At 66.8% G+C, this 17,774-nt stretch carries 18 protein-coding genes, 2 tRNA genes and 1 pseudogene; 8 read left to right on the top strand and 13 right to left on the bottom strand.

All coding sequences use genetic code 11. The features are described 5' to 3' along the window. The gene (gene hrcA / locus AD428_RS03250) at positions 1 to 1,005 is read right to left on the bottom strand and encodes a heat-inducible transcriptional repressor HrcA (protein WP_053244168.1); all 1,005 of its coding nucleotides are present in this window, start codon (positions 1,003 to 1,005) and stop codon (positions 1 to 3) included. A gap of 122 nt (positions 1,006 to 1,127) precedes the next feature. Between hrcA and AD428_RS03245 the strand changes: the two genes are divergently transcribed. Beyond that, entirely contained in the window at positions 1,128 to 2,027 is a 900-nt protein-coding gene (locus AD428_RS03245) for an NAD kinase (protein WP_053244167.1), read from the top strand. A 25-nt stretch (positions 2,028 to 2,052) separates the two neighbouring features. Further along, the gene (gene recN / locus AD428_RS03240; RefSeq protein ID WP_053244166.1) at positions 2,053 to 3,729 is read left to right on the top strand and encodes a DNA repair protein RecN; all 1,677 of its coding nucleotides are present in this window, start codon (positions 2,053 to 2,055) and stop codon (positions 3,727 to 3,729) included. Between the two features lie 131 nt (positions 3,730 to 3,860). Here recN and fur read toward each other — a convergent pair whose 3' ends face one another. Next, positions 3,861 to 4,280, bottom strand: coding sequence for a ferric iron uptake transcriptional regulator (gene fur, locus AD428_RS03235; RefSeq protein WP_053244195.1), 420 nt, complete (start codon positions 4,278 to 4,280; stop codon positions 3,861 to 3,863). 151 nt (positions 4,281 to 4,431) lie between these two features. Here fur and AD428_RS03230 point away from each other — a divergent pair, with 151 nt between their 5' ends. Together AD428_RS03230 and dapB are read left to right on the top strand one after the other, a co-directional pair. After that, positions 4,432 to 4,968 (top strand): outer membrane protein assembly factor BamE, encoded by a 537-nt coding sequence (locus tag AD428_RS03230; protein ID WP_053244165.1) that lies wholly within the window; start codon positions 4,432 to 4,434, stop codon positions 4,966 to 4,968. Positions 4,969 to 4,985: 17 nt separating this feature from the next. After that, positions 4,986 to 5,777: a 4-hydroxy-tetrahydrodipicolinate reductase gene (gene dapB, locus AD428_RS03225; RefSeq protein ID WP_053244164.1), complete on the top strand. Its 792-nt coding sequence runs from the start codon at positions 4,986 to 4,988 to the stop codon at positions 5,775 to 5,777. 76 nt (positions 5,778 to 5,853) lie between these two features. Here the strand turns inward: dapB and murB are convergent, their stop codons facing one another. Next, on the bottom strand, positions 5,854 to 6,891 hold the full coding sequence (gene murB, locus AD428_RS03220; protein ID WP_053244163.1) for a UDP-N-acetylmuramate dehydrogenase: 1,038 nt from the start codon (positions 6,889 to 6,891) through the stop codon (positions 5,854 to 5,856). 283 nt (positions 6,892 to 7,174) lie between these two features. Here murB and AD428_RS03215 point away from each other — a divergent pair. Then, positions 7,175 to 7,250, top strand: a tRNA-Gly gene (locus AD428_RS03215). A 142-nt stretch (positions 7,251 to 7,392) separates the two neighbouring features. Here AD428_RS03215 and AD428_RS03210 read toward each other — a convergent pair. Continuing rightward, positions 7,393 to 8,232: an alpha/beta hydrolase gene (locus AD428_RS03210; RefSeq protein WP_053244162.1), complete on the bottom strand. Its 840-nt coding sequence runs from the start codon at positions 8,230 to 8,232 to the stop codon at positions 7,393 to 7,395. Between the two features lie 193 nt (positions 8,233 to 8,425). Between AD428_RS03210 and AD428_RS03205 the strand changes: the two genes are divergently transcribed. After that, positions 8,426 to 8,501, top strand: a tRNA-Gly gene (locus AD428_RS03205). A gap of 164 nt (positions 8,502 to 8,665) precedes the next feature. On the opposite strand, the gene AD428_RS03200 is transcribed toward AD428_RS03205, so the two are convergent. Together AD428_RS03200 and AD428_RS03195 are read right to left on the bottom strand one after the other, a co-directional pair. Then, the gene (locus AD428_RS03200; protein WP_053244161.1) at positions 8,666 to 9,151 is read right to left on the bottom strand and encodes a hypothetical protein; all 486 of its coding nucleotides are present in this window, start codon (positions 9,149 to 9,151) and stop codon (positions 8,666 to 8,668) included. A gap of 92 nt (positions 9,152 to 9,243) precedes the next feature. Next, the gene (locus tag AD428_RS03195) at positions 9,244 to 10,449 is read right to left on the bottom strand and encodes a CynX/NimT family MFS transporter (protein WP_053244160.1); all 1,206 of its coding nucleotides are present in this window, start codon (positions 10,447 to 10,449) and stop codon (positions 9,244 to 9,246) included. Between the two features lie 114 nt (positions 10,450 to 10,563). On the opposite strand from AD428_RS03195, the gene AD428_RS03190 reads away from it, so the two are divergent. After that, complete coding sequence (locus tag AD428_RS03190) at positions 10,564 to 11,361, top strand: AraC family transcriptional regulator (RefSeq protein WP_235488956.1); 798 nt, start codon at positions 10,564 to 10,566, stop codon at positions 11,359 to 11,361. A gap of 163 nt (positions 11,362 to 11,524) precedes the next feature. Here AD428_RS03190 and AD428_RS03185 read toward each other — a convergent pair whose 3' ends face one another. Further along, complete coding sequence (locus tag AD428_RS03185; protein ID WP_053244158.1) at positions 11,525 to 11,788, bottom strand: NUDIX hydrolase N-terminal domain-containing protein; 264 nt, start codon at positions 11,786 to 11,788, stop codon at positions 11,525 to 11,527. Then, complete coding sequence (locus AD428_RS03180) at positions 11,788 to 12,237, bottom strand: DoxX family protein (protein ID WP_304438903.1); 450 nt, start codon at positions 12,235 to 12,237, stop codon at positions 11,788 to 11,790. The genes AD428_RS03185 and AD428_RS03180 overlap by 1 nt, the downstream gene beginning before the upstream one ends. Positions 12,238 to 12,370: 133 nt before the next feature. Here AD428_RS03180 and soxR point away from each other — a divergent pair, with 133 nt between their 5' ends. Next, positions 12,371 to 12,916 carry a redox-sensitive transcriptional activator SoxR gene (soxR, locus tag AD428_RS03175; RefSeq protein ID WP_082308237.1) on the top strand — a complete coding sequence of 182 codons (546 nt, stop codon included), beginning with the start codon at positions 12,371 to 12,373 and terminating at the stop codon, positions 12,914 to 12,916. A gap of 169 nt (positions 12,917 to 13,085) precedes the next feature. On the opposite strand, the gene AD428_RS03170 is transcribed toward soxR, so the two are convergent. The 5 genes and pseudogenes from AD428_RS03170 to AD428_RS26675 all read right to left on the bottom strand — a co-directional run. Beyond that, a complete protein-coding gene (locus AD428_RS03170; RefSeq protein WP_053244157.1) occupies positions 13,086 to 14,078 on the bottom strand; it encodes a D-2-hydroxyacid dehydrogenase family protein in 993 nt (330 codons plus the stop codon). Then, on the bottom strand, positions 14,075 to 15,454 hold the full coding sequence (locus AD428_RS03165) for an MmgE/PrpD family protein (protein ID WP_053244156.1): 1,380 nt from the start codon (positions 15,452 to 15,454) through the stop codon (positions 14,075 to 14,077). Before AD428_RS03165 ends, AD428_RS03170 begins: the two co-directional genes overlap by 4 nt. Before the next feature lie 80 nt (positions 15,455 to 15,534). Further along, positions 15,535 to 16,515 (bottom strand): Bug family tripartite tricarboxylate transporter substrate binding protein, encoded by a 981-nt coding sequence (locus tag AD428_RS03160; RefSeq protein WP_053244155.1) that lies wholly within the window; start codon positions 16,513 to 16,515, stop codon positions 15,535 to 15,537. A gap of 131 nt (positions 16,516 to 16,646) precedes the next feature. Further along, complete coding sequence (locus AD428_RS03155) at positions 16,647 to 17,345, bottom strand: GntR family transcriptional regulator (protein WP_053244154.1); 699 nt, start codon at positions 17,343 to 17,345, stop codon at positions 16,647 to 16,649. Between the two features lie 175 nt (positions 17,346 to 17,520). After that, positions 17,521 to 17,774: pseudogene (locus AD428_RS26675) on the bottom strand (MFS transporter); the annotation flags it as partial.

The raw sequence follows: 17,774 nt of genomic DNA, 5'->3' as shown, positions 1-17,774 counted from the left end.
TTACTGGTTGTGGCTGAGCGCGTTGGACAGCAGGCGGGCCGTGATGTCCACGATGGGGATGACCCGTTCGTAGGCCATGCGCGTGGGGCCGATGACCCCCAGCGTGCCCACGACCTTGCCGTCCACCCCATAGGGCGCGGTGATGACGGAGACATCGTCCAGCGGCACGAGCTGGGAATCGCCGCCGATGTAGATCTGCACGCCCTGCGCGCGGCTGGAGACGTCCAGCAATTGCAGCAGGTCGGTCTTTTTCTCGAACAGCGAGAACATCTTGCGCAAGCGGTCCATGTCGGAAGCGATGTCGGCCACGTCGAGCAGCTTGCGCTCGCCCGAAATCACCACCGCATCGCCGTCCTCGGCAGTCTCGGCGCTGGCTTCCACCGCCGCCTGCATCAGGCGGGAGATGTCCTCGCGCAGCTGGGCGAGTTCGGTGGACAGCGTGCGGCGCACGGCGTCGAAGGACTTGCCCGCGAAGTGCACGTTGAAGAAATTGCCCGCCTCCAGCAGCTCGGACTCGGAATAATCGCGCTGCACGAAGAGGATGCGGTTCTGCACGTCGCCGTCGGGCGTAACGATGATGAGCAGCACCCGCCTTTCGGACAGGCGGATGAATTCGATCTGGCGGAACACCTGCGAACGCTTGGGCGTGAGCACCACGCCCGCGAACTGGGTCAGGTTGGACAACAGCGCGGCGGCGGCATTGACCGCGCGCGTGGGCTCGGCCGCGGGCAGCATCTCGCCGATGTTCTGGGGCTCGAACTGGTAAGGCTGCACAGCGAGCAGCGAGTCCACGAACATGCGGTAGCCGCGCGGCGTGGGCACCCGCCCCGCCGAGGTGTGCGGGCTGTGGATGAGGCCCTGCTCTTCCAGGTCCGACATGACGTTGCGGATGGTGGCAGGCGACAGGTCGAACACCTTGGAAAGCGTGCGCGAGCCGACAGGCTGCCCATCGGCGATATAGCGTTCTATCAACGCTTTCAATAGTGCGCGTGCGCGATCGTCCATGGAACCTATTTTAGGGAATCTTTCCACTTAAGGCGATTTTTGTCCCGCAAGCCCATATGCGGCCCCATATAATCGGCAAACGGGCTCCAACAAGCGCTTAACCTACCGACTCATCGTCCGCCATGCATTTTCCCACCGTCGCTCTCATCGGCAGATACCAGGACACCGGCCTGGACGCCCCGCTGCGGGCGCTCGCGCTGGCCTTGACGGGCGCGGGCAGAAAAGTCCTGGTCGACGCCGATACCGCCCGCAATACCGGCGTGACGGAATACCCCGTCGCCACGCTGGAAGAAATCGGTCGCCAGGCGACGCTCGCCGTGGTCATGGGCGGCGACGGCACGGTGCTGGGCGCGGCCCGGCACCTGGCGCCCTACGGCGTGCCGCTGGTCGGCATCAACCACGGGCGGCTGGGCTTCATCACCGACATCCCGCTGCAGGACGCCCACGAGGCGCTGGCCCGGGTGTTCGAGGGCAAGTTCCAGACCGAGGAGCGCATGCTGCTCGAGGGCAGCGTCTGGCGCGGCGAGCAGCAGATGTACTCGGCCTCCGCCCTGAACGACGTGGTGCTCAACCGCGCCGGCCGCGGCGGCATGATCGAAGTGCGGGTGGAGCTCGACGACGCCTACATGTACACCCAGCGCGCCGACGGCCTCATCATCGCCACCCCCACCGGCTCCACCGCCTATGCGCTGTCGGCCAACGGCCCGCTGCTGCACCCGGGCCTGAACGCCATGGTGCTTGTGCCGGTGGCGCCGCAAACGCTGTCCAACCGGCCCATCGTCATCCCGGACTCGGGCGTGCTCAACATGACGCTCACCGCCATGGGCCGCGTGGAAAGCGGCGCCAGCGTGCACTTCGACATGCAGACCTGGTCCGACCTGCAACCGGGCGACCGCATCGTGGTGCGGCGCGCGCCCTACACCATCCGCTTCGTGCATCCGGAAGGCTACAGCTTCTTCGCCACCCTGCGCCGCAAGCTGCACTGGAACCTGATGCCGCAAGCTTCCGACAACGTAGAGTAAGCAAGTCAGTTAGCTGGCGCCTCCCATGCTGCGCACCCTGCACATCCGAGACTTCGTCATCGTCGAGCACGCCGAAATCCATTTCGGGCCAGGCTTTACCGTATTTACCGGGGAAACCGGCGCGGGCAAGTCCATCCTGGTGGACGCGCTGGCGCTCGCCCTGGGCGAACGCGGCGACGCCGGCATGCTGCGCGAGGGCGCCTCGCGCGCGGACATCACCGCGGTGTTCGACATGCCCGAGAACCTGCGGGACTGGCTGGCCGAGCGCGAAATAGACGCCGACGAATCCCTCGCGCTGCGCCGGGTCATCGACGCCCAGGGCCGCAGCCGCGCCTACATCAACGGCACGCCCGCCACCGTCTCGCAACTGCGCGAGCTGGGCGACGGGCTGGTCGACATCCACGGCCAGCACGCGCACCAGAGCCTGATGCGGGCCGACGCGCAACGCGACCTGCTGGACGCCCACGGCGGACATGCCGAACTGCGCCAGGAAACCGCCTCCGCCTGGAAGGCGTGGCGCACCGTGGCGCGCCAGCTCGAGGCCGCCGAAAAAGACGCCCAGGCCCTGGCCGACGAGCGCGACCGCGTGCAGTGGCAAGCGGAAGAGCTCGACCGCCTGGACCTGCAACCCGACGAATGGGACGCCTTGCAGGCCGAGCACACCCGGCTTGCCCACGCGCAATCCCTGCTGGAAGGCGCGAACCAGATCCTCGAAGCGCTGGACGGCGAAGGCGACTCCGCCCGCCACCGCATCACCGCCGCCAGCCAGCGGCTGCAGCAGATGCTGCGCCACGACGCCGCGCTGCAGGGCGTGTGCGACGAGCTGGAATCGGCCGGCATCGCCATTGCCGAGGCGGTGTCCGACCTGAACAACTACGTAAGCCGCGTGGACCTCGATCCGCGACGGCTGGCCGATGTCGAGGCCCGGCTGGGAGCCGTTTTCGAAACGGCGCGCAAGTTCCGCACGGAACCCGAAGCGCTGTGCGGGCTGCGCGAGTCGCTGCACGCCCGGCTGGCGGAACTGCAGGCGGCGGGCGACATCGACGCCCTGCGCGCGCAGGCCCAGGCCGCCCAGGCGCGCTACGACGCGGCGGCGGCCAGGCTGGGCGCGGCGCGCCGCAAGGTCGCCAAGGATCTCGGCAAGCGCGTCACGCAGGCCATGCAGACGCTCTCCATGCAGGGCGGCCGCTTCGAGGCGGCGCTCGCCCAAGGCCCCGCCTCGGCCAGCGGCAGCGAGATCGTGGAATTCCTCGTGGCCGGCCATGCCGGGGCCACGCCGCGCCCGCTGGCCAAGGTCGCCTCCGGCGGCGAGCTTTCCCGCATCTCGCTCGCCCTGTCCGTCATCGCCAGCCGCGCGGCGCGCGTGCCTACCCTGATCTTCGACGAAGTGGACAGCGGCGTAGGCGGCGCGGTGGCCGAAGTGGTGGGCAAGCTGCTGCGCGAACTGGGCGAGCGCCATCAGGTGCTCTGCGTCACGCACCTGCCCCAGGTCGCCGCCTGCGCCGCCACCCAATTCCAGGTCAGCAAGCAGGAATCCGACGGCGCCACGCGCTCGCGCATCCAGGAACTGGACGCCGAAGCCCGCGTCGAGGAAATCGCGCGCATGCTGGGCGGCATCAAACTCACCGCCACCACGCGCGAGCACGCCCGCGAAATGCTCGCAGGCGGCCCCCCCGCCGCGCAAGCCGCCCCTGCCCCTTGACCCCGACGGTCCGTCGGTCCGTCGGTCCACGCCACGCACGGACGAAAAAAAACCCCTTCAAGTCGAAGGGGCTTTGGATCTCGACGGCCCGCGGCGAGCGCGGCCACGGGCCTGGAGCGGGAAGGCCGCGTTCAGCGGTTCTTCATGCAGGGGCCGCAAATGCCGTACAGCACCATGGCATGGCTTTCGAGGGCGAAGCCGTTGTCCTTGGCGATCTTCTGCTGGCGCTTTTCGATGTCGGGGTCGGAAAATTCCACGACCTTGCCGCAATTGGTGCAGATGAGGTGATCGTGGTGATCGCCGTCGTTCAGTTCGAATACCGCCTTGCCGCTGTCGAACTGGCTGCGCGCCAGAATACCCGCCTGCTCGAACTGCGTCAGGACGCGATACACGGTGGCCAGGCCGATTTCGACGTTCTCGTTGATGAGGGCGCGGTAGACGTCTTCGGCGCTGAGGTGGCGCTGATCGGACTTCCGGAAGATGTCAAGAATTTTCAGGCGGGGAAAGGTCGCCTTCAAACCCATGTTTTTCAGTTCGCTCTGGTCGGTCATGGTGTAATCGCTCTCCGTCCGCGTTGGCATGGGCTTTCCGCAGGAGGCGCAAGCCGGACTGCCGAATTCGTGCCGCCTCGCGGAACTCTCCTGATGAAACCTTTATGATAACGGTTTTGTCTGCTTCCAAATAATAGGGGCGCGAGTGTCCATGATTGCACGTATTCCCTCCCTGCCGCTGAAGACGGCGCTGGCCGCCGTCGCCCTGGCCGCCGCGCTGGCCGGCTGCTCTTCCGACAAATGGGGCTTCCCCTACAAGGCCAGCGTGCAGCAGGGGAACTGGATCACCCAGGAACAGGTGGCCCTCCTGCAGCCCGGCATGACCCGTGAACAGGTCCGATTCGCCCTGGGCAGCCCCACCCTGACCAGCGTGCTGCACGCAGACCGCTGGGACTACCCCTATTACTTCAAGCCCGGCTACGGCAAGGCGCAGGAGCGCAAGTTCACCGTCTGGTTCGAGAACGACCGCCTGGTGCGCTGGGAAGGCGACAAGCAGCCCGAGCTGCAGCCCTACCAGATCAACACCCCCAGCCCGACCGGCGACGAAAAGGCGGACGAACGGGCGAGCCAGGACGAAAAGCGCCTGCAGGAAGAAGCGCAAGAGCGGAAGTCCGACGCCAACGCGCCGGTCAACCCCACCACCCAATACCCCGGCCAGCCCGGCAACGCGCCCGAGCCGCTGCGCTGATCCCCAAGGACACTCACATGCGTATAGCCATCGCCGGCGCCAGCGGCCGCATGGGCCAGATGCTGATCGAAGCCGTACTCAACGCCGACGACGCCGGGCTGGCCGTCGCGCTGGACCGCCCGGATTCGCCCTCCCTCGGAAAAGACGCCGGCGCCCCGCTCGGCAAACAGACGGGCGTGGCCATCACGGACGACCTCGGCGCGTTGGCCCAGGCCGACTGCCTCATCGACTTCACCCGCCCCGAAGGCACGCTGGAACACCTGCGCGCCTGCGTGCAGCACGGCGTGAACCTCGTCATCGGCACCACCGGCTTCGACGACGGCGGCCGCGCGGCCATCGAGGTCGCGGCCCAGAAGATCGGCATCGTCTTCGCCCCGAACATGAGCGTGGGCGTGAACGCCACGCTCAAGCTGCTGGACATGGCCGCCCGCATCCTCAACAGCGGCTACGACGTGGAAATCTTCGAGGCCCATCACCGCAACAAGGTGGACGCCCCTTCGGGCACCGCCCTCAAGATGGGTGAAACCATCGCCTCGGCATGGGAAGTCGCGCTGCCCGACGTAGCCACCTGGAGCCGCCACGGCGACACCGGCGTGCGCAAGCCGGGCACCATCGGCTTCTCGGTGCTGCGCGGCGGCGACATCGTGGGCGATCACACGGTGTCCTTCTGCGGCATCGGCGAACGCATCGAGATCACGCACCGCTCCTCCAGCCGCGCCACCTATGCGGCCGGCGCCCTGCGGGCCGCACGCTTTCTTTCGGGCAAGCACAACGGGCTGTACGACATGCAGGCCGTGCTGGGGCTGTAGCCCGCCTCAGCAGCCAGGCAACGAAAAGCCCGGACAGTGAACTGCCCCCGGGCTTTTCCTCTTGCGGACGCGAGCCCTACACCACCGCGGGCTCCGGCTCCAGCGCCACGCCGTAGCGCCGCGCCACGTCGTCCTGGATCGCGGCGGCCAGGCGCATGATGTCGGCCGCCGTGGCGCCGCCCCGGTTCACCAGCACCAGCGCCTGGCGGTCGTGCACACCCGCCGGCCCCAGCGACTTCCCCTTCCAGCCGCACTGGTCGATCAGCCAGCCGGCCGCCAGCTTGCAGCGTCCGTCCGGCATGGCGTATGACACCAGCCCCGGAAACCGGGCCGCCAGCGCGTCGCGCTGCTCGGCGCTCACGACCGGGTTCTTGAAAAAACTGCCGGCATTGCCGATGACCGCCGGGTCGGGCAGCTTGGCGCGGCGGATCTCGCAGACCGCCTCGAAAATATCGCGCGCGCCCGGCGCTGCCTGCGCCAGCCTGGCCGAACGCTGCAGGTCCGGATAGTCGAGCTGCGCCCGCCAGGGCCGGGGCAGCCGCAACCTGACCGACACGATCACCCAGCGCCCCGGCTCCGCGTGCTTGAACACGCTGTCGCGATAGGCGTAGCGGCAGTCGCCGGCGCGCATTTCCACGAACCGCGCCGCGCGGACATCCCAGGCCGTGAGGCTCTCGAAGCGGTCGGCCAGCTCCACGCCGTAGGCGCCGATGTTCTGCACCGGCGCCGCGCCCGCCGTGCCGGGGATCAGGGCCAGGTTCTCCAGCCCGTCCCAGCCCTGGGCCACGCACCGCGACACCACGCCGTGCCAGCTCTCGCCCGCGGCGGCCTCCACGATCCATGCGTCGCTGCGCGCCTCCACCAGCCTCAGGCCGCGAAACGCCACGTGCGCCACCAGGCCCGGCACGCGCCCGGGCAGCACCACGTTGCTGCCTCCGCCCAGCACCAGCAGGCGCTCGTAGCCCGCGGCAAGCTCGGAGAACGCGGGCAGCCGCGACGCATCGTCCAGCGTCACGAAAGCGGGCGCGGCGGCCGCGAGTCCCAAGGTGTTGAAATCGGAGAGGTCCTGGAAACGGGGAAGCAGCGTATCGGCTGCTTCTTGTGCGTTTGACATGTAGGGGGAAGGCTATGCTATAGTTTCTGTCTTTCCCAGTTTACTTGATTGGCCCGCCTGATTTCTCATTGGCCGGACGTCGGTTTCTGGGGCGGCCGGGCCCGCGGGCTTCGTGATCTTCATGTGGCAATCGCGTGAAAATCATGTAGAATACGCGGCCTTTCGATCGATAACCAGATCGATCGGCCCGAGGTGCATGTCGGCAGCCATGCCGCAAGTACGTCGGACGCCATAAAATGGTTCAGCACGATTTGGTTGAACGCCATTTTTCTGCCGAACCCATGCGGGAATAGCTCAGTTGGTAGAGCGCAACCTTGCCAAGGTTGAGGTCGCGAGTTCGAGACTCGTTTCCCGCTCCAGATTCCGCCGCGCAGCGCACGCCTGCGAGGCATGCAAGCAAGGGGCCATACGGCCCCTTCTTTCTTTTCCCCCTTCTTCTCATCCCTTCTTCTCTCGCCCGCTTCTTCACTTCCGCTCCGCATTTCCCGCGGCGTCTCCACGCTAACCGCCCCGCCCCGCCCGCATCGTCGCGGCCAACGCCTCGAGCATGACGCCGTCGGGCCGCGCCAGGTCGTCGAGCAGCGAAAAATGCGCGCAGCCGGGCACCTGCAGCCCGCGCACCGGCTCGCCAGCAGCCTCGCAAGCCCGGACGTAGTCCTCGGTCTGGCGCACGAGCTCCGGCAGTTCGGCCGCGCCGACCGCCGCCACCGCCGGCGCGCCCGGACCGATGTGAAGCAGCGGGCTGCAGGCGCGCGCCTCGGCTTCGGACAGCCGCAGTTTTTCGTTCAGCCAACAGAGCCGGATCGGCTCCAGGTCCACCAGTGCGCTGATGGCCAGGCCCCAGGCGACGGCGGGGTGCGCGCGGTGCATGGCGGTCAGGTGGCCGCCCGCGGAATGGCCGCTCAGGCACAGGGGCTTGCCGCGCGAGCCCACGCCATCGGGATCCACCGCCAGGTGATCCAGCAGCCCGCCGATTTCCGCCACGATGTCCGTCAGCGAGGCCTGCGGCGCCAGCGTGTATTCCGCCAGCGCCACATTGAAGCCGCGTCCCAGCGGGCCGCTGGCGACAAAAGCGAAATCCTCCTTCTCGCAATGTTGCCAATAGCCGCCGTGGATGAAGACGAAGGTAGGCGCGCCCGCCTGCCCGCAGGAAAACCAGTCGTAGCGCTGGCGCGGCCGCGCGCCATAGGAAAGGTCGCGCCGGCACACGGCCGACTCGTAGAGCCGGGCGCTGCGCGCCTGGAAATCGGCCAGGATCCCGGCAAAGTCCGGCGCCGCCGCGACATTGTTGTAAGCGGCGTCCAGCGCCGCGCGGTCCATGCCGCGATAAATTGCCGTCATGATTGCTCCTGGGGCCGCCCGAAAATCCGATTCTACCCAGCGCCATTCGCGCGCTGTTGCGGTGCCCGCCGCTTGCTCCATGCGAATTTTGCGGTAGAATCTCGCCTTTCCGACGCGGCGGCGCCGCGCCGGCCGGTCGCCGAGGCTGCATCGCGCAGCAAGCGCAACGCGCAAACGCGGCGAACACAAACACGCGGGAATAGCTCAGTTGGTAGAGCGCAACCTTGCCAAGGTTGAGGTCGCGAGTTCGAGACTCGTTTCCCGCTCCAGATCTTGATCGGCAGACTTCCACTGGCGTCTGCAAGTCGTTGAAAAAGGAGCTTCGGCTCCTTTTTTTCGTTCCGGCAGAACCCATGCGAGCCGGCCCGCAGCCGGCGTTGTCGAGGCGGGGACGGCAGTCCTGAAGCCGTGGATGTCCGCGATCACCAATGGGTCACGATGCCGCCAGCCACGCCTGCAGCAATTCGTCTCGAATGCCGGTCAGAATCCGGCAGAACACCCCGGCCGGCAGCGAGGTCGTCGCGGCTTCCTTCCGCCCCGTGTCGTGGATGAGAACCAGCCCGCTTGTCGATAACAGCGCTCTCTGCAGTCCTGCGGACTGACGGATCCTCGCCCGTATGGCGGCTTCGATGAGCCGATGATGTTGCATCGAGCCATAAGGCAGGCATTGCCCGTTCCAATAGGCGCCGCCGCGGTCCGCCTGCTCTCCGAGATGCTTTGCTTCCCAGCCGCTCAGGTTGAAGGCCTGCAGCCGCCGCGGATCGTTCTCGGGAAACTTGATGCCTTGTATGAATCCCTCGACGGATGCGAACAGCATGCCGTTGAATATGAATGGCGATAGTCCGAAGTTGGAAAGCGCCAACCCGCGCCAGTCATCGGACGTGCTGGAGACATTCAGAAAGGTCGTCTTGCTGCTCATTTCGATGCATCACGAATCCATGGTTCCGCAGGCGCGGGCCGCCCTGACGCGGGCCGCCCTGGCGCATGCCAGCGGACCGCACATGAATGGCATTAGCGGCGAGCCTGCGGGTGCTCGATCCCGATCGTGCGCGAACGGCCTGCGAGCAAGCCAAAGATCGTCATCACGACCGCGAGGGCCACGCCGATGTGCAGCACGGCGATCCAGCTGCCGGTGAGGTCGTGGAGCTTGCCTGCAAGCGTCGGGCCGCTCGCGGCCAGAAAATAGCCGACACATTGGGCCATGCCGGACAGCGACGCGGCCTGATGGGCGTTGCTGGCCCGCAGGCCCATGAACATCAACGCCAGCAACACGCCGCCGCCCGAGCTCAGGCCGAAGCAGAACGCCCACAAAGAAGCCCAGGAAGGCGCCAGGCAGAATCCGACAAGCGCCACGGCCATCAACCCGCCCATGGCGGAGGCGACCAGCCGCTGGTCCTTCATGCGGCTGACGATAGGACCGAGCAGTAATCCCGGCACGGCGGATGCGAGCTGCATCACCCCGTGAAGCGAGCCGGCAGCCTCGGGAGAAGCCCCCGTGGAGGTCAGGATGGACGGCAGCCACGCGACCAGCACGTAATACACCAGGGAATTGATGCCCATGAACAAGGTTACCTGCCAAGCCAAGGCGGAGCGCCACACCCGCCCTCCATGCGGCGCCGCCGCGGTTCCCCTGGCCGGGCCGGTATGTCCGCCCAATTGGCCGGTCCACACCAAGGCGGCAACCAGCGGAAAGACAGCCGTGGCGCCCAGCGCGCCTTGCCAGCCGAAGGCATGTCCCAGCGGCACGGCGCCCGCGGATGCCAGCGCGGCCGCACCGCCCATGGCAATGGAGCAGACGCCCATAACGGTGGGCACCTTTGCCGGGAAGTCGCGTTTGACCAGGCTGGGGAGCAGCACATTGCCCACGGCGATGCCGGCGCCGATGATGGCCGTGCCCAGATACAGGGTCCACACGGGCCCGGTGGATCGGACAGCCACGCCGGCCCCGATAAGCAGCAGCGCCCCGAACAGAGAGCGCTCCAGGCCGTACTCCCTCGCGAACATCGCGGCAAATGGGGAAATGACGCCAAACGCCAGCAACGGCAGCGTCGTCAAGAGCCCCGCTTGAGCCGGCGACAGCGCAAACGCCGATTGCAGCGTCTCCAGTACGGGGGCAACGCCCGTGATGGGCGCACGCAGGTTGGTCGCGATCAACAGTAGGCCCGCGATCAGCAAAGCGGGCCGCGCAACCACCAAGGCTGCGTCACGATGGCTCATTCATGACTCCAAAAAACAAACAGGCAGGCTTGAAAGTTATCGCTTGGGCTCGCATATGAATTTAGATAAAATGACAACAGATCACTAAATTCTGCCAAAGTGAAGACAATGGCCATGTCGCTGGAACCGTCGTTGAGAAATTTCGACGAAACCCGGGTCCGTGGCCCGGTGGCTGGTATGCGCGTGGATGTCGCCGAGCACCGCAGCGAAGTCCCGGTCCATCAACATCGCCAAGGGCAACTGGTTCTTGCGCTTAAAGGCGGCGTGACCTGCGAGGTGCCGAACGCGATCTGGATGGTCCCTCCGCGATGCGCCGTGTGGATCCCCGGGCAAATGCCCCACAGCGTTCGCGCCACAGCCAACGCGCGGATCTGCTATCTCTTCGTGCAGCCGGATGCCGCGCCGCTTCCGGAGCAATGCTGCACGCTTTCCATTACCCCGCTGGTGCGGGAACTGGTGCTGCACATGGCCGGCCAGCCTCCCGAGTACGCTCCGGACAGCCCCACGGGACGCAAGGCTGTCGTGCTTCTGGATGAGCTCGCCCAAATGCCGATCGAACAGCTGTACCTGCCGACATCGAACGAGCACCGGATGCGCAAGATCGCGAAGATGCTGTCCGACAACCCGGCGGATCGAAGGACACTTGCTGACTGGGCCCGGCTCGTGGCCATGAGCGAACGCTCGCTGGCCAGACTCGTCCTACAGGAAACCGGCTTGACGTTCGGACGCTGGCGCCAGCAACTGCATCTGATCGTTGCCATGCGCCAGCTTTCCTCCGGGCAGACGGTGCAGCGCGTAGCGGACCAATTGGGCTACGACTCAGTCACCGCCTTCATCACCATGTTCAAGAAGGCCGTCGGGAAGCCTCCGGCACGCTACTTCTCCGAACTCACGCAGGTCGATGAGCCATAGCGGCCTGCAGATCACTCGAACTTGTGGGTCACGTTCACCATGAAGTTCCGGGGTTCGCCGTAGAGGCAGTGGTTGCAGGGGATTCCCCGATATCGCGCCATCCTCCCGACAGCGTCCATCGCCCATCGCCTGTTTCCTTCTCCGGTAGAACACGGCCCTGTCGTCACGCACGCGCGCCGACGTCCGGCTTCGGCGTCGCGCAATTCCCGTCGTATGCGATCCATTCAGCCACCTTTTCGGCCTCGATGTCCTCCGGTTTCGACAACAGCTCCGCGCCTGGCCATCGAAGTTGACGGGACCGATCGATGTCGAACGCATCCTTGGAATACGCCAGGCCGATCTGGGCGACGTTCGGCGTCTTCACGATAAACCCGAGGATCTCCTTGGCGGGAACGCCATTCTGCCTTTCGACCATCACCATCACCATCAGCGCTGCGAAACGCCGCAGTAGACATTCAATGCCACGTGCAGCCGCTTCCTGAAGCGGCTGGCAATGGCTGCCGCCATCAATCCGCCGATAAGCGACGTATGCTCCAAAGCCCAGTACAGGGCCTGCGTGGCCTGGGCATTTTCAAGCGCCCAGAATCGATGAACGATCGGAACGGTCAGCAGCAGAAACGTGGCCAGCACGGCCGCGCCCAGCCAAAGCGCCCTGTCCAGCATGATCAGCGCCGCGCCGGCGATCAGTACGGTGGCCGTGGCTGCGTTGAAGAACCACTCCGGCTGCAGGCCGGCGGCGCGCATCTCTGCCAGGCCGCCCTGGAAATCGATGAGCTTCGCCAGTCCGGATGAAAGAAAAACGACCGCCAGCAAAATGCGCGCCGTGACCCACAGCCACCGGCTGTCCAATGCGTGTCCGATGCGATGGCGCATCATGTGTCTCCAGGTGAGATCAAAGCCATGCCCTCGACGAGAACGGCCTGAAGCGTTGAAGGAAAGCAGGCAACAGTGCTTGCCCATATGGATTCGCAGCACTATAAAACCTCAAGTTAAGTTAAGGTCAACAGGCATGGCAGCAAAGAAACCCATCGACTTTTCCCGCTTGCTTACCGTAGGCGAGGTCGCGCACCGTTCGGGCGTGGCGATATCGACCATCCATTTCTATGAGGCGAAGGGGCTGATCGCCGGTACGCGCAATGCCGGCAACCAGCGCCGTTTTCCATCGACCGTGCTGCGCTATGTCGCCATCATCAAGGTGGCGCAACGCACCGGCATCCCGCTGGAAGAAATCAAGGAAGCGCTGAGCCGCTATCCGGCCGGCAGCAGGCTCACGGCCGCGCAATGGCGTGCGCTATCCTCGCGCTGGAGAAAAAGCCTGGATGAACGGATCCAGCGGCTCACCCGCCTGCGCGATGAGCTGGACGGCTGCATTGGCTGCGGTTGCCTGTCCTTGAAGGACTGCCCGTTGCGCAATCCCATGGACGCCCTGGGCGCGCAGGGGCCCGGGCCGAGGATTCTTGAACGCCCCGGCAAAATGCTCGACAGAGACGCTGTCAGGCACCCGCGAGCAAGCCAGGACCAGCCAGAACCGGCAGCACCAGGAATGCCGGGCTGAACCGCTCCAGCCGGCGGTCCTGCTCGTCGTTGCGTTCCGCGCCGCGAGCTAACCGTCGCCCCGCGCAGCGCCGGTTCGTGCGCGATGCGCACCAGGCCAGGCATCGATCATTCCTGTCGCGCATCGGCCCCGCACACTCCCCCCGCCACCCTCTCGCGGCCGCGAACGCTCAGGCAGCCGACGGCAGGGTATGGGGCACCTCTTCTCCCGCAAGCCACGCTTCGATATTGCGCTGAACGCCTCGGGCGAATTCGGCATAGACCTGCTTGCTGAGAAAACCGTAGTGCGGCGTCAGCAGCACGTTGGGCAGGCCCAGCAGCGGGTGGCCGCCGGGCAGCGGTTCGCTGTCGAACACGTCGAAGGCGCCAAAGCCCGGTCTTCCCGCCCGCAGCGCTTCAACCAGGGCGTCGGTATCGACGAGTTCGGCGCGCGAGGTGTTCACCAGCAGGCTGTCGGGCCGCATCAGGGCCAGGCGCCCGCGATCGAGCAGGCGGCGGGTGCCCGCCGCCGGCACGAGGTGCAGGCTGACCACGTGCGAGCCGGCCAGGAGCTCGTCCAGGTCGACCGAACTCGCGCCGTGCTCGCGCGCGCGTTCGGGCGTCATGTGGGGGCTCCATGTCAGCACTTCCATTCCCAGCGCGCGGCCGACCGCGGCGACCCGCTGGCCGATCTGTCCCAGCCCGATCAGGCCCAGACGCTGCCCGTGCAACACGCCGGGCAGGAACGCCGAGGCGCCGGGATCGCGCCAGACATTGCGCGCCGGCGTGAGCATGAGCTGCGGCAGGCGCCGCGTGGCGGCCAGGATCAGCGACCAGGTCATCTCGCAGGTGCTGGCTTTGGAAGGCCCCCATTCCGTATGGCTGACCAGGATGCCGGCGCGCTGCGCCGCCGCCGCGTCCAGCGTCTTGTTGCGCGTGCCGGTGAACACGATGTGGCGCAGGCGCGGCAGCCTGCCCAGCAGGGCGGCGCCGACGGGCGTGCGGTCGCGCAGCAGCACGACGCAATCGGCCTGCGCGAGGGCGGCCAGCAGCGCATCGCCGCGCAGCGCGACGTTGTGCAAGGCGACGTCGGCGGCGCGCCGGATGGCGTTCCAGTCCACGCCGTCGCGCAGGCCGTTCTCCCAATCGTCCAGGACGACGATGGACGGACGGCGCGCGCTCACTGCGCCGCCTTGCGGGCCAGCGCGGCCAGGGCGCGCACGTCCTGCGCCTTGCCCAGGCTCCAGCACGCGTCCATCAGCTTGCGCACCTGGCCCGCTCCCAGGATGGGATCGGCCTGGCTGCTGAACTTGGCTTCCAGGTCCTGGTCGGACATGGGGCGCTGCAGCGAGCCGATGGCGTGTTCGACGAACACGTGGACCTTGCGGCCGTCCTTCAGCGTGGCCACGGCGTCGACGGCGGCTTCGTCGATGCTGTCGTCGACAGTGGCGACCACTTTGCGGCGCACGGCCACGACGTCTTCGCGCGTGACGATGTCGTCGGCGTACTCGCTTTCCGACGCGCGGCCGAAAATCAGGCCGGCCGCGCAGCCATGGTAGACGCTGAACTTGCCTTGCAGACCGTCGGCGGGTTCCTTCTTGCCGGTGAGCTCCAGCACCAGCGAGTGCACGCGCAGGTCGATGCGCTCCAGGTTCTCCGGCGTCACGCCCTGAGCGCGCAACTGCACGCAGGCGTCGATGCTGGGATGGATGACGATGCCGCAGGCAAAGGGTTTGTAGGTGTTGAAGGAAATCTCGAAGCGCTTGCCCAGCTCGTCGGTGATTTCGTTCCAGTCGAACTTGGTCGACAGCACCTGAGCAAAGCCGCGCGGCGCTTCGATGGCGCGCTTGCTGGAGGTAAAGCCCTCGCGCGCCAGCAGGGCCGACATCAGGCCCGCGGACGCGGCGCCGCCCGGATGGAAGGGCTTGGTCATGGTGCCGAACTGTTCGCGCAGGCCGACCGGCTGCGAGGCCGCGATGCCCAGCGCCATCTGCGTTCTGTCCGCATCCAGGCCCAGCAGGCGGGCGCAGGCGGCGGCGGCGCCCAGCCCGCCCGTGGAGCCGGTGATGTGCCAGCCGCGGTCATAGTGGTGCGGATAGATCATGTTGCCGATGCGGCACGACACATCGATGCCCAGGACGATGGCGTCGATAAGCTGGCGGCCGCTGGCGCCCGTGTGCTCGGCCAGCGCAAGCACCGCCGAGCACACCGGGCCGGCGGGGTGAATGATGGTCTTGAGGTGGGTGTCGTCGAAATCGAAGGTATGCGAACTGATGCCGTTGATCAGCGCGGCGCTGGCGATATCCACCCGCTCGCTGCGGCCCAGCACGCTGGCCTGGGCGGCGGGCTGCAGCACCTGCACGGCGCGCAGCGCGGCTTCGCAGGCTTCGTGATGAGCGGCGCCGACGGCGCAGCCCAACCAGTTCATGAACGTGCGGTGCGCCTCGTGCTCGACGGCGTCGTCCCATCCGTGCGACGGATGGTTGACGACGTGTTCGGCCAGGATGCGGGTGACCGGCGGGGCATTGTGATCGGCATCGATCTTGGTGTTGAGGGCCATGTTGTCTCTCGGGGTGCTACGGAAATCGGGGCATGGAAGGCAGGAATCCCGGCAGGAAGGCATTCCGGCCGGGCTCGGCTTCAGGCGTCGAGATGGATGTTCTGGTCTTTCGCCACCCTGGACCAGCGCGCATAGTCCTTGCTCACGTAGGCGGCGAACTGCGCGGGCGACATCGGCATGGGCACGATGGCTTCGGTGTCCAGCGCCTTGGTCAGGCCGGGGTCTTTCAGCACTTTGTTCAGGGCGGTGTTCAAGGTCTGCACCACGCCGCCGTCCATGCCCGCCGGGCCGGACACGCCGTACCACTGCAACACGTCGTCGAAACCCTCCAGACCCAGCTCCTTGAACGTCGGCACGTCGGGGAATGCCTTGTTGCGCGCCTCGCCGGACAGGGCGATGGCGCGCACGGTGCCGGCCCGCAGGTGCGGCACGGCGGCGGCCAGGCCCGGGCACATGAACTGGGTCTGCTGCGACAGCAGGTCGGTGAAAGCCGGGGCGATGCCTTTGTAGGCGATGTGCACCATGTGGGCGCCGACCTGCTGCAGCAGCAGTTCCATCAGCAGATGGGTCAGCGAACCGGCGCCGGCCGAGCCGTAGTTCACGTTGTCCTGCGACTTGGCGTAGGCGATGAACGCTTTCAGGTTGTGCACGGGCAGCTTGGCGTTCACCACCAGCACATTGGGCGTGCCGCCTATCATGCCGACCGCGGTGAAGTCCTTGATGGGATCGTAGGGCACCTTGCGCGTGGCCGGACTGGTTCCCAGCGTGGCGACGTAGCCCTGCATCAGCGTGTAGCCGTCGGGCTTGGCGCGCATGGTCTTCTGGCACGCGATCACGCCGCCGGCGCCGCTCTGGTTCTCGACGATGAATGTGGCGCCCAGCGCATTGCCCAGAGCGTTCGCGGCGGCGCGGCCCACATAGTCGCTGCCGCCGCCCGGCGCCACCGGGACGATGTAGGTGACGGGGCGGTCGGGATAGGCGGACGCGGCGAAGGACGGCAGGGCGCAGGGCAGGCCGGCGGCGGCCGCGCCTGCGCCGAGCAGGAAGGAACGTCGATTCATGGGTTTGTCTCCTCGTAGGAATTTTTTTGGGTATGGGCCGGGACGCCAGGGACGCCGTCCCGGCTGCGGGGGCGAGCGCCCTGATCAGGGCGGATCGGGCGCCGCCAGAGACGCGAGGCGCGGCGCGCGCATCACAGCACCGACAGGCGATCGTGGGCGTTGATGACGTGCCTGGCCAGCAGTTCCGCGTATTCGGCGGCCTGGCCGGACGACGTCACCTTGCGCAGGGCGTCGACGATTTCGCGGTGTTCGGCGTTGGAGCGGAGGCGGTGCGCCTCGGTGGACAGGTTCTTCAGGCGCGCCAGGTGCAGTTTCTGGATGATCTCGCGATAGGCCTTGGCGATCTCGCGATTGCCGGCGTATTCGATGAACAGCCAGTGGAACTCCAGATTGAGGCTGTAGTAGCCCTGGGCGTTGCCTTCGCGGATGGCCGCGTCCATAGCGGACACGCAGTTGTCCAGCTCGCGCACGAGCTCCTCGCGCTCGTCGTCCGGCAGTTGCGCCGCCATGCGGCCGGCATGGCTGTCCAGCAGGGCGCGGAACTGGTAGAGATCCCTGACCTCTTCGTCGCTCAGTTCGCGCACGTAGACCCCGGAGTGCTTGCGCGACACCACCAGGCCGGAGCTTTCCAGCTCGCGCAGGGCTTCGCGCACCGGCACGCGCGACACCTTCAACTGCTCCACCAGCTCGGACTCGCGCAAGGCCTGGCCGGGCGCATAAGCGCCGGAAAGAATGCCGCTGAGCAATTGGTCGCGCACCAGTTTGCCCAGCGAGGTGTTCTTGATGTCCTCGAACGTTGCCTGGCCGGTGCTAGAGGCAAGCCATTTCATGAACAGGCTCCTGCTTGATGTTTCGTATAATCGTATACGATTAGACAACTACGTCAGGAAGAATGTCAATCCGGCAGGCTGCATGACGCAGGCACGCGCCGTAAGAAGAAAACGCAAGGAAAAAAGCAACGGGCGGGCTGGCCCGCGCCCCCTCAGCGGCCACCGCCCTGCCCGATCAGGCGTGCGCGGCCCGCCAGGTCGCCGAACGCGGCCATGGCCCCCCCCACCCGGCCAGGGGCACCGCGACGGCGGACGCCAGCCGCCGCGCCGCCCATGATGAGGGCGCACACCCCGTAATGGTCGGCACGCGGAAAGGAGAATCGCGCTTGACGAGACTGGGCAGCAGCACGTTGCCCACCGCGATGCCCGCGCCGGTGACGGCGGCGCCCGGATACAGCACCAGGCCGGGCCCAGCGACCGCACGGCGAT

It is taken from the genome of Achromobacter sp. DMS1 (assembly GCF_001270295.1).
Note: the sequence above shows the minus strand (reverse complement) of the source record. Positions and strands in the feature narration are given on the sequence as shown.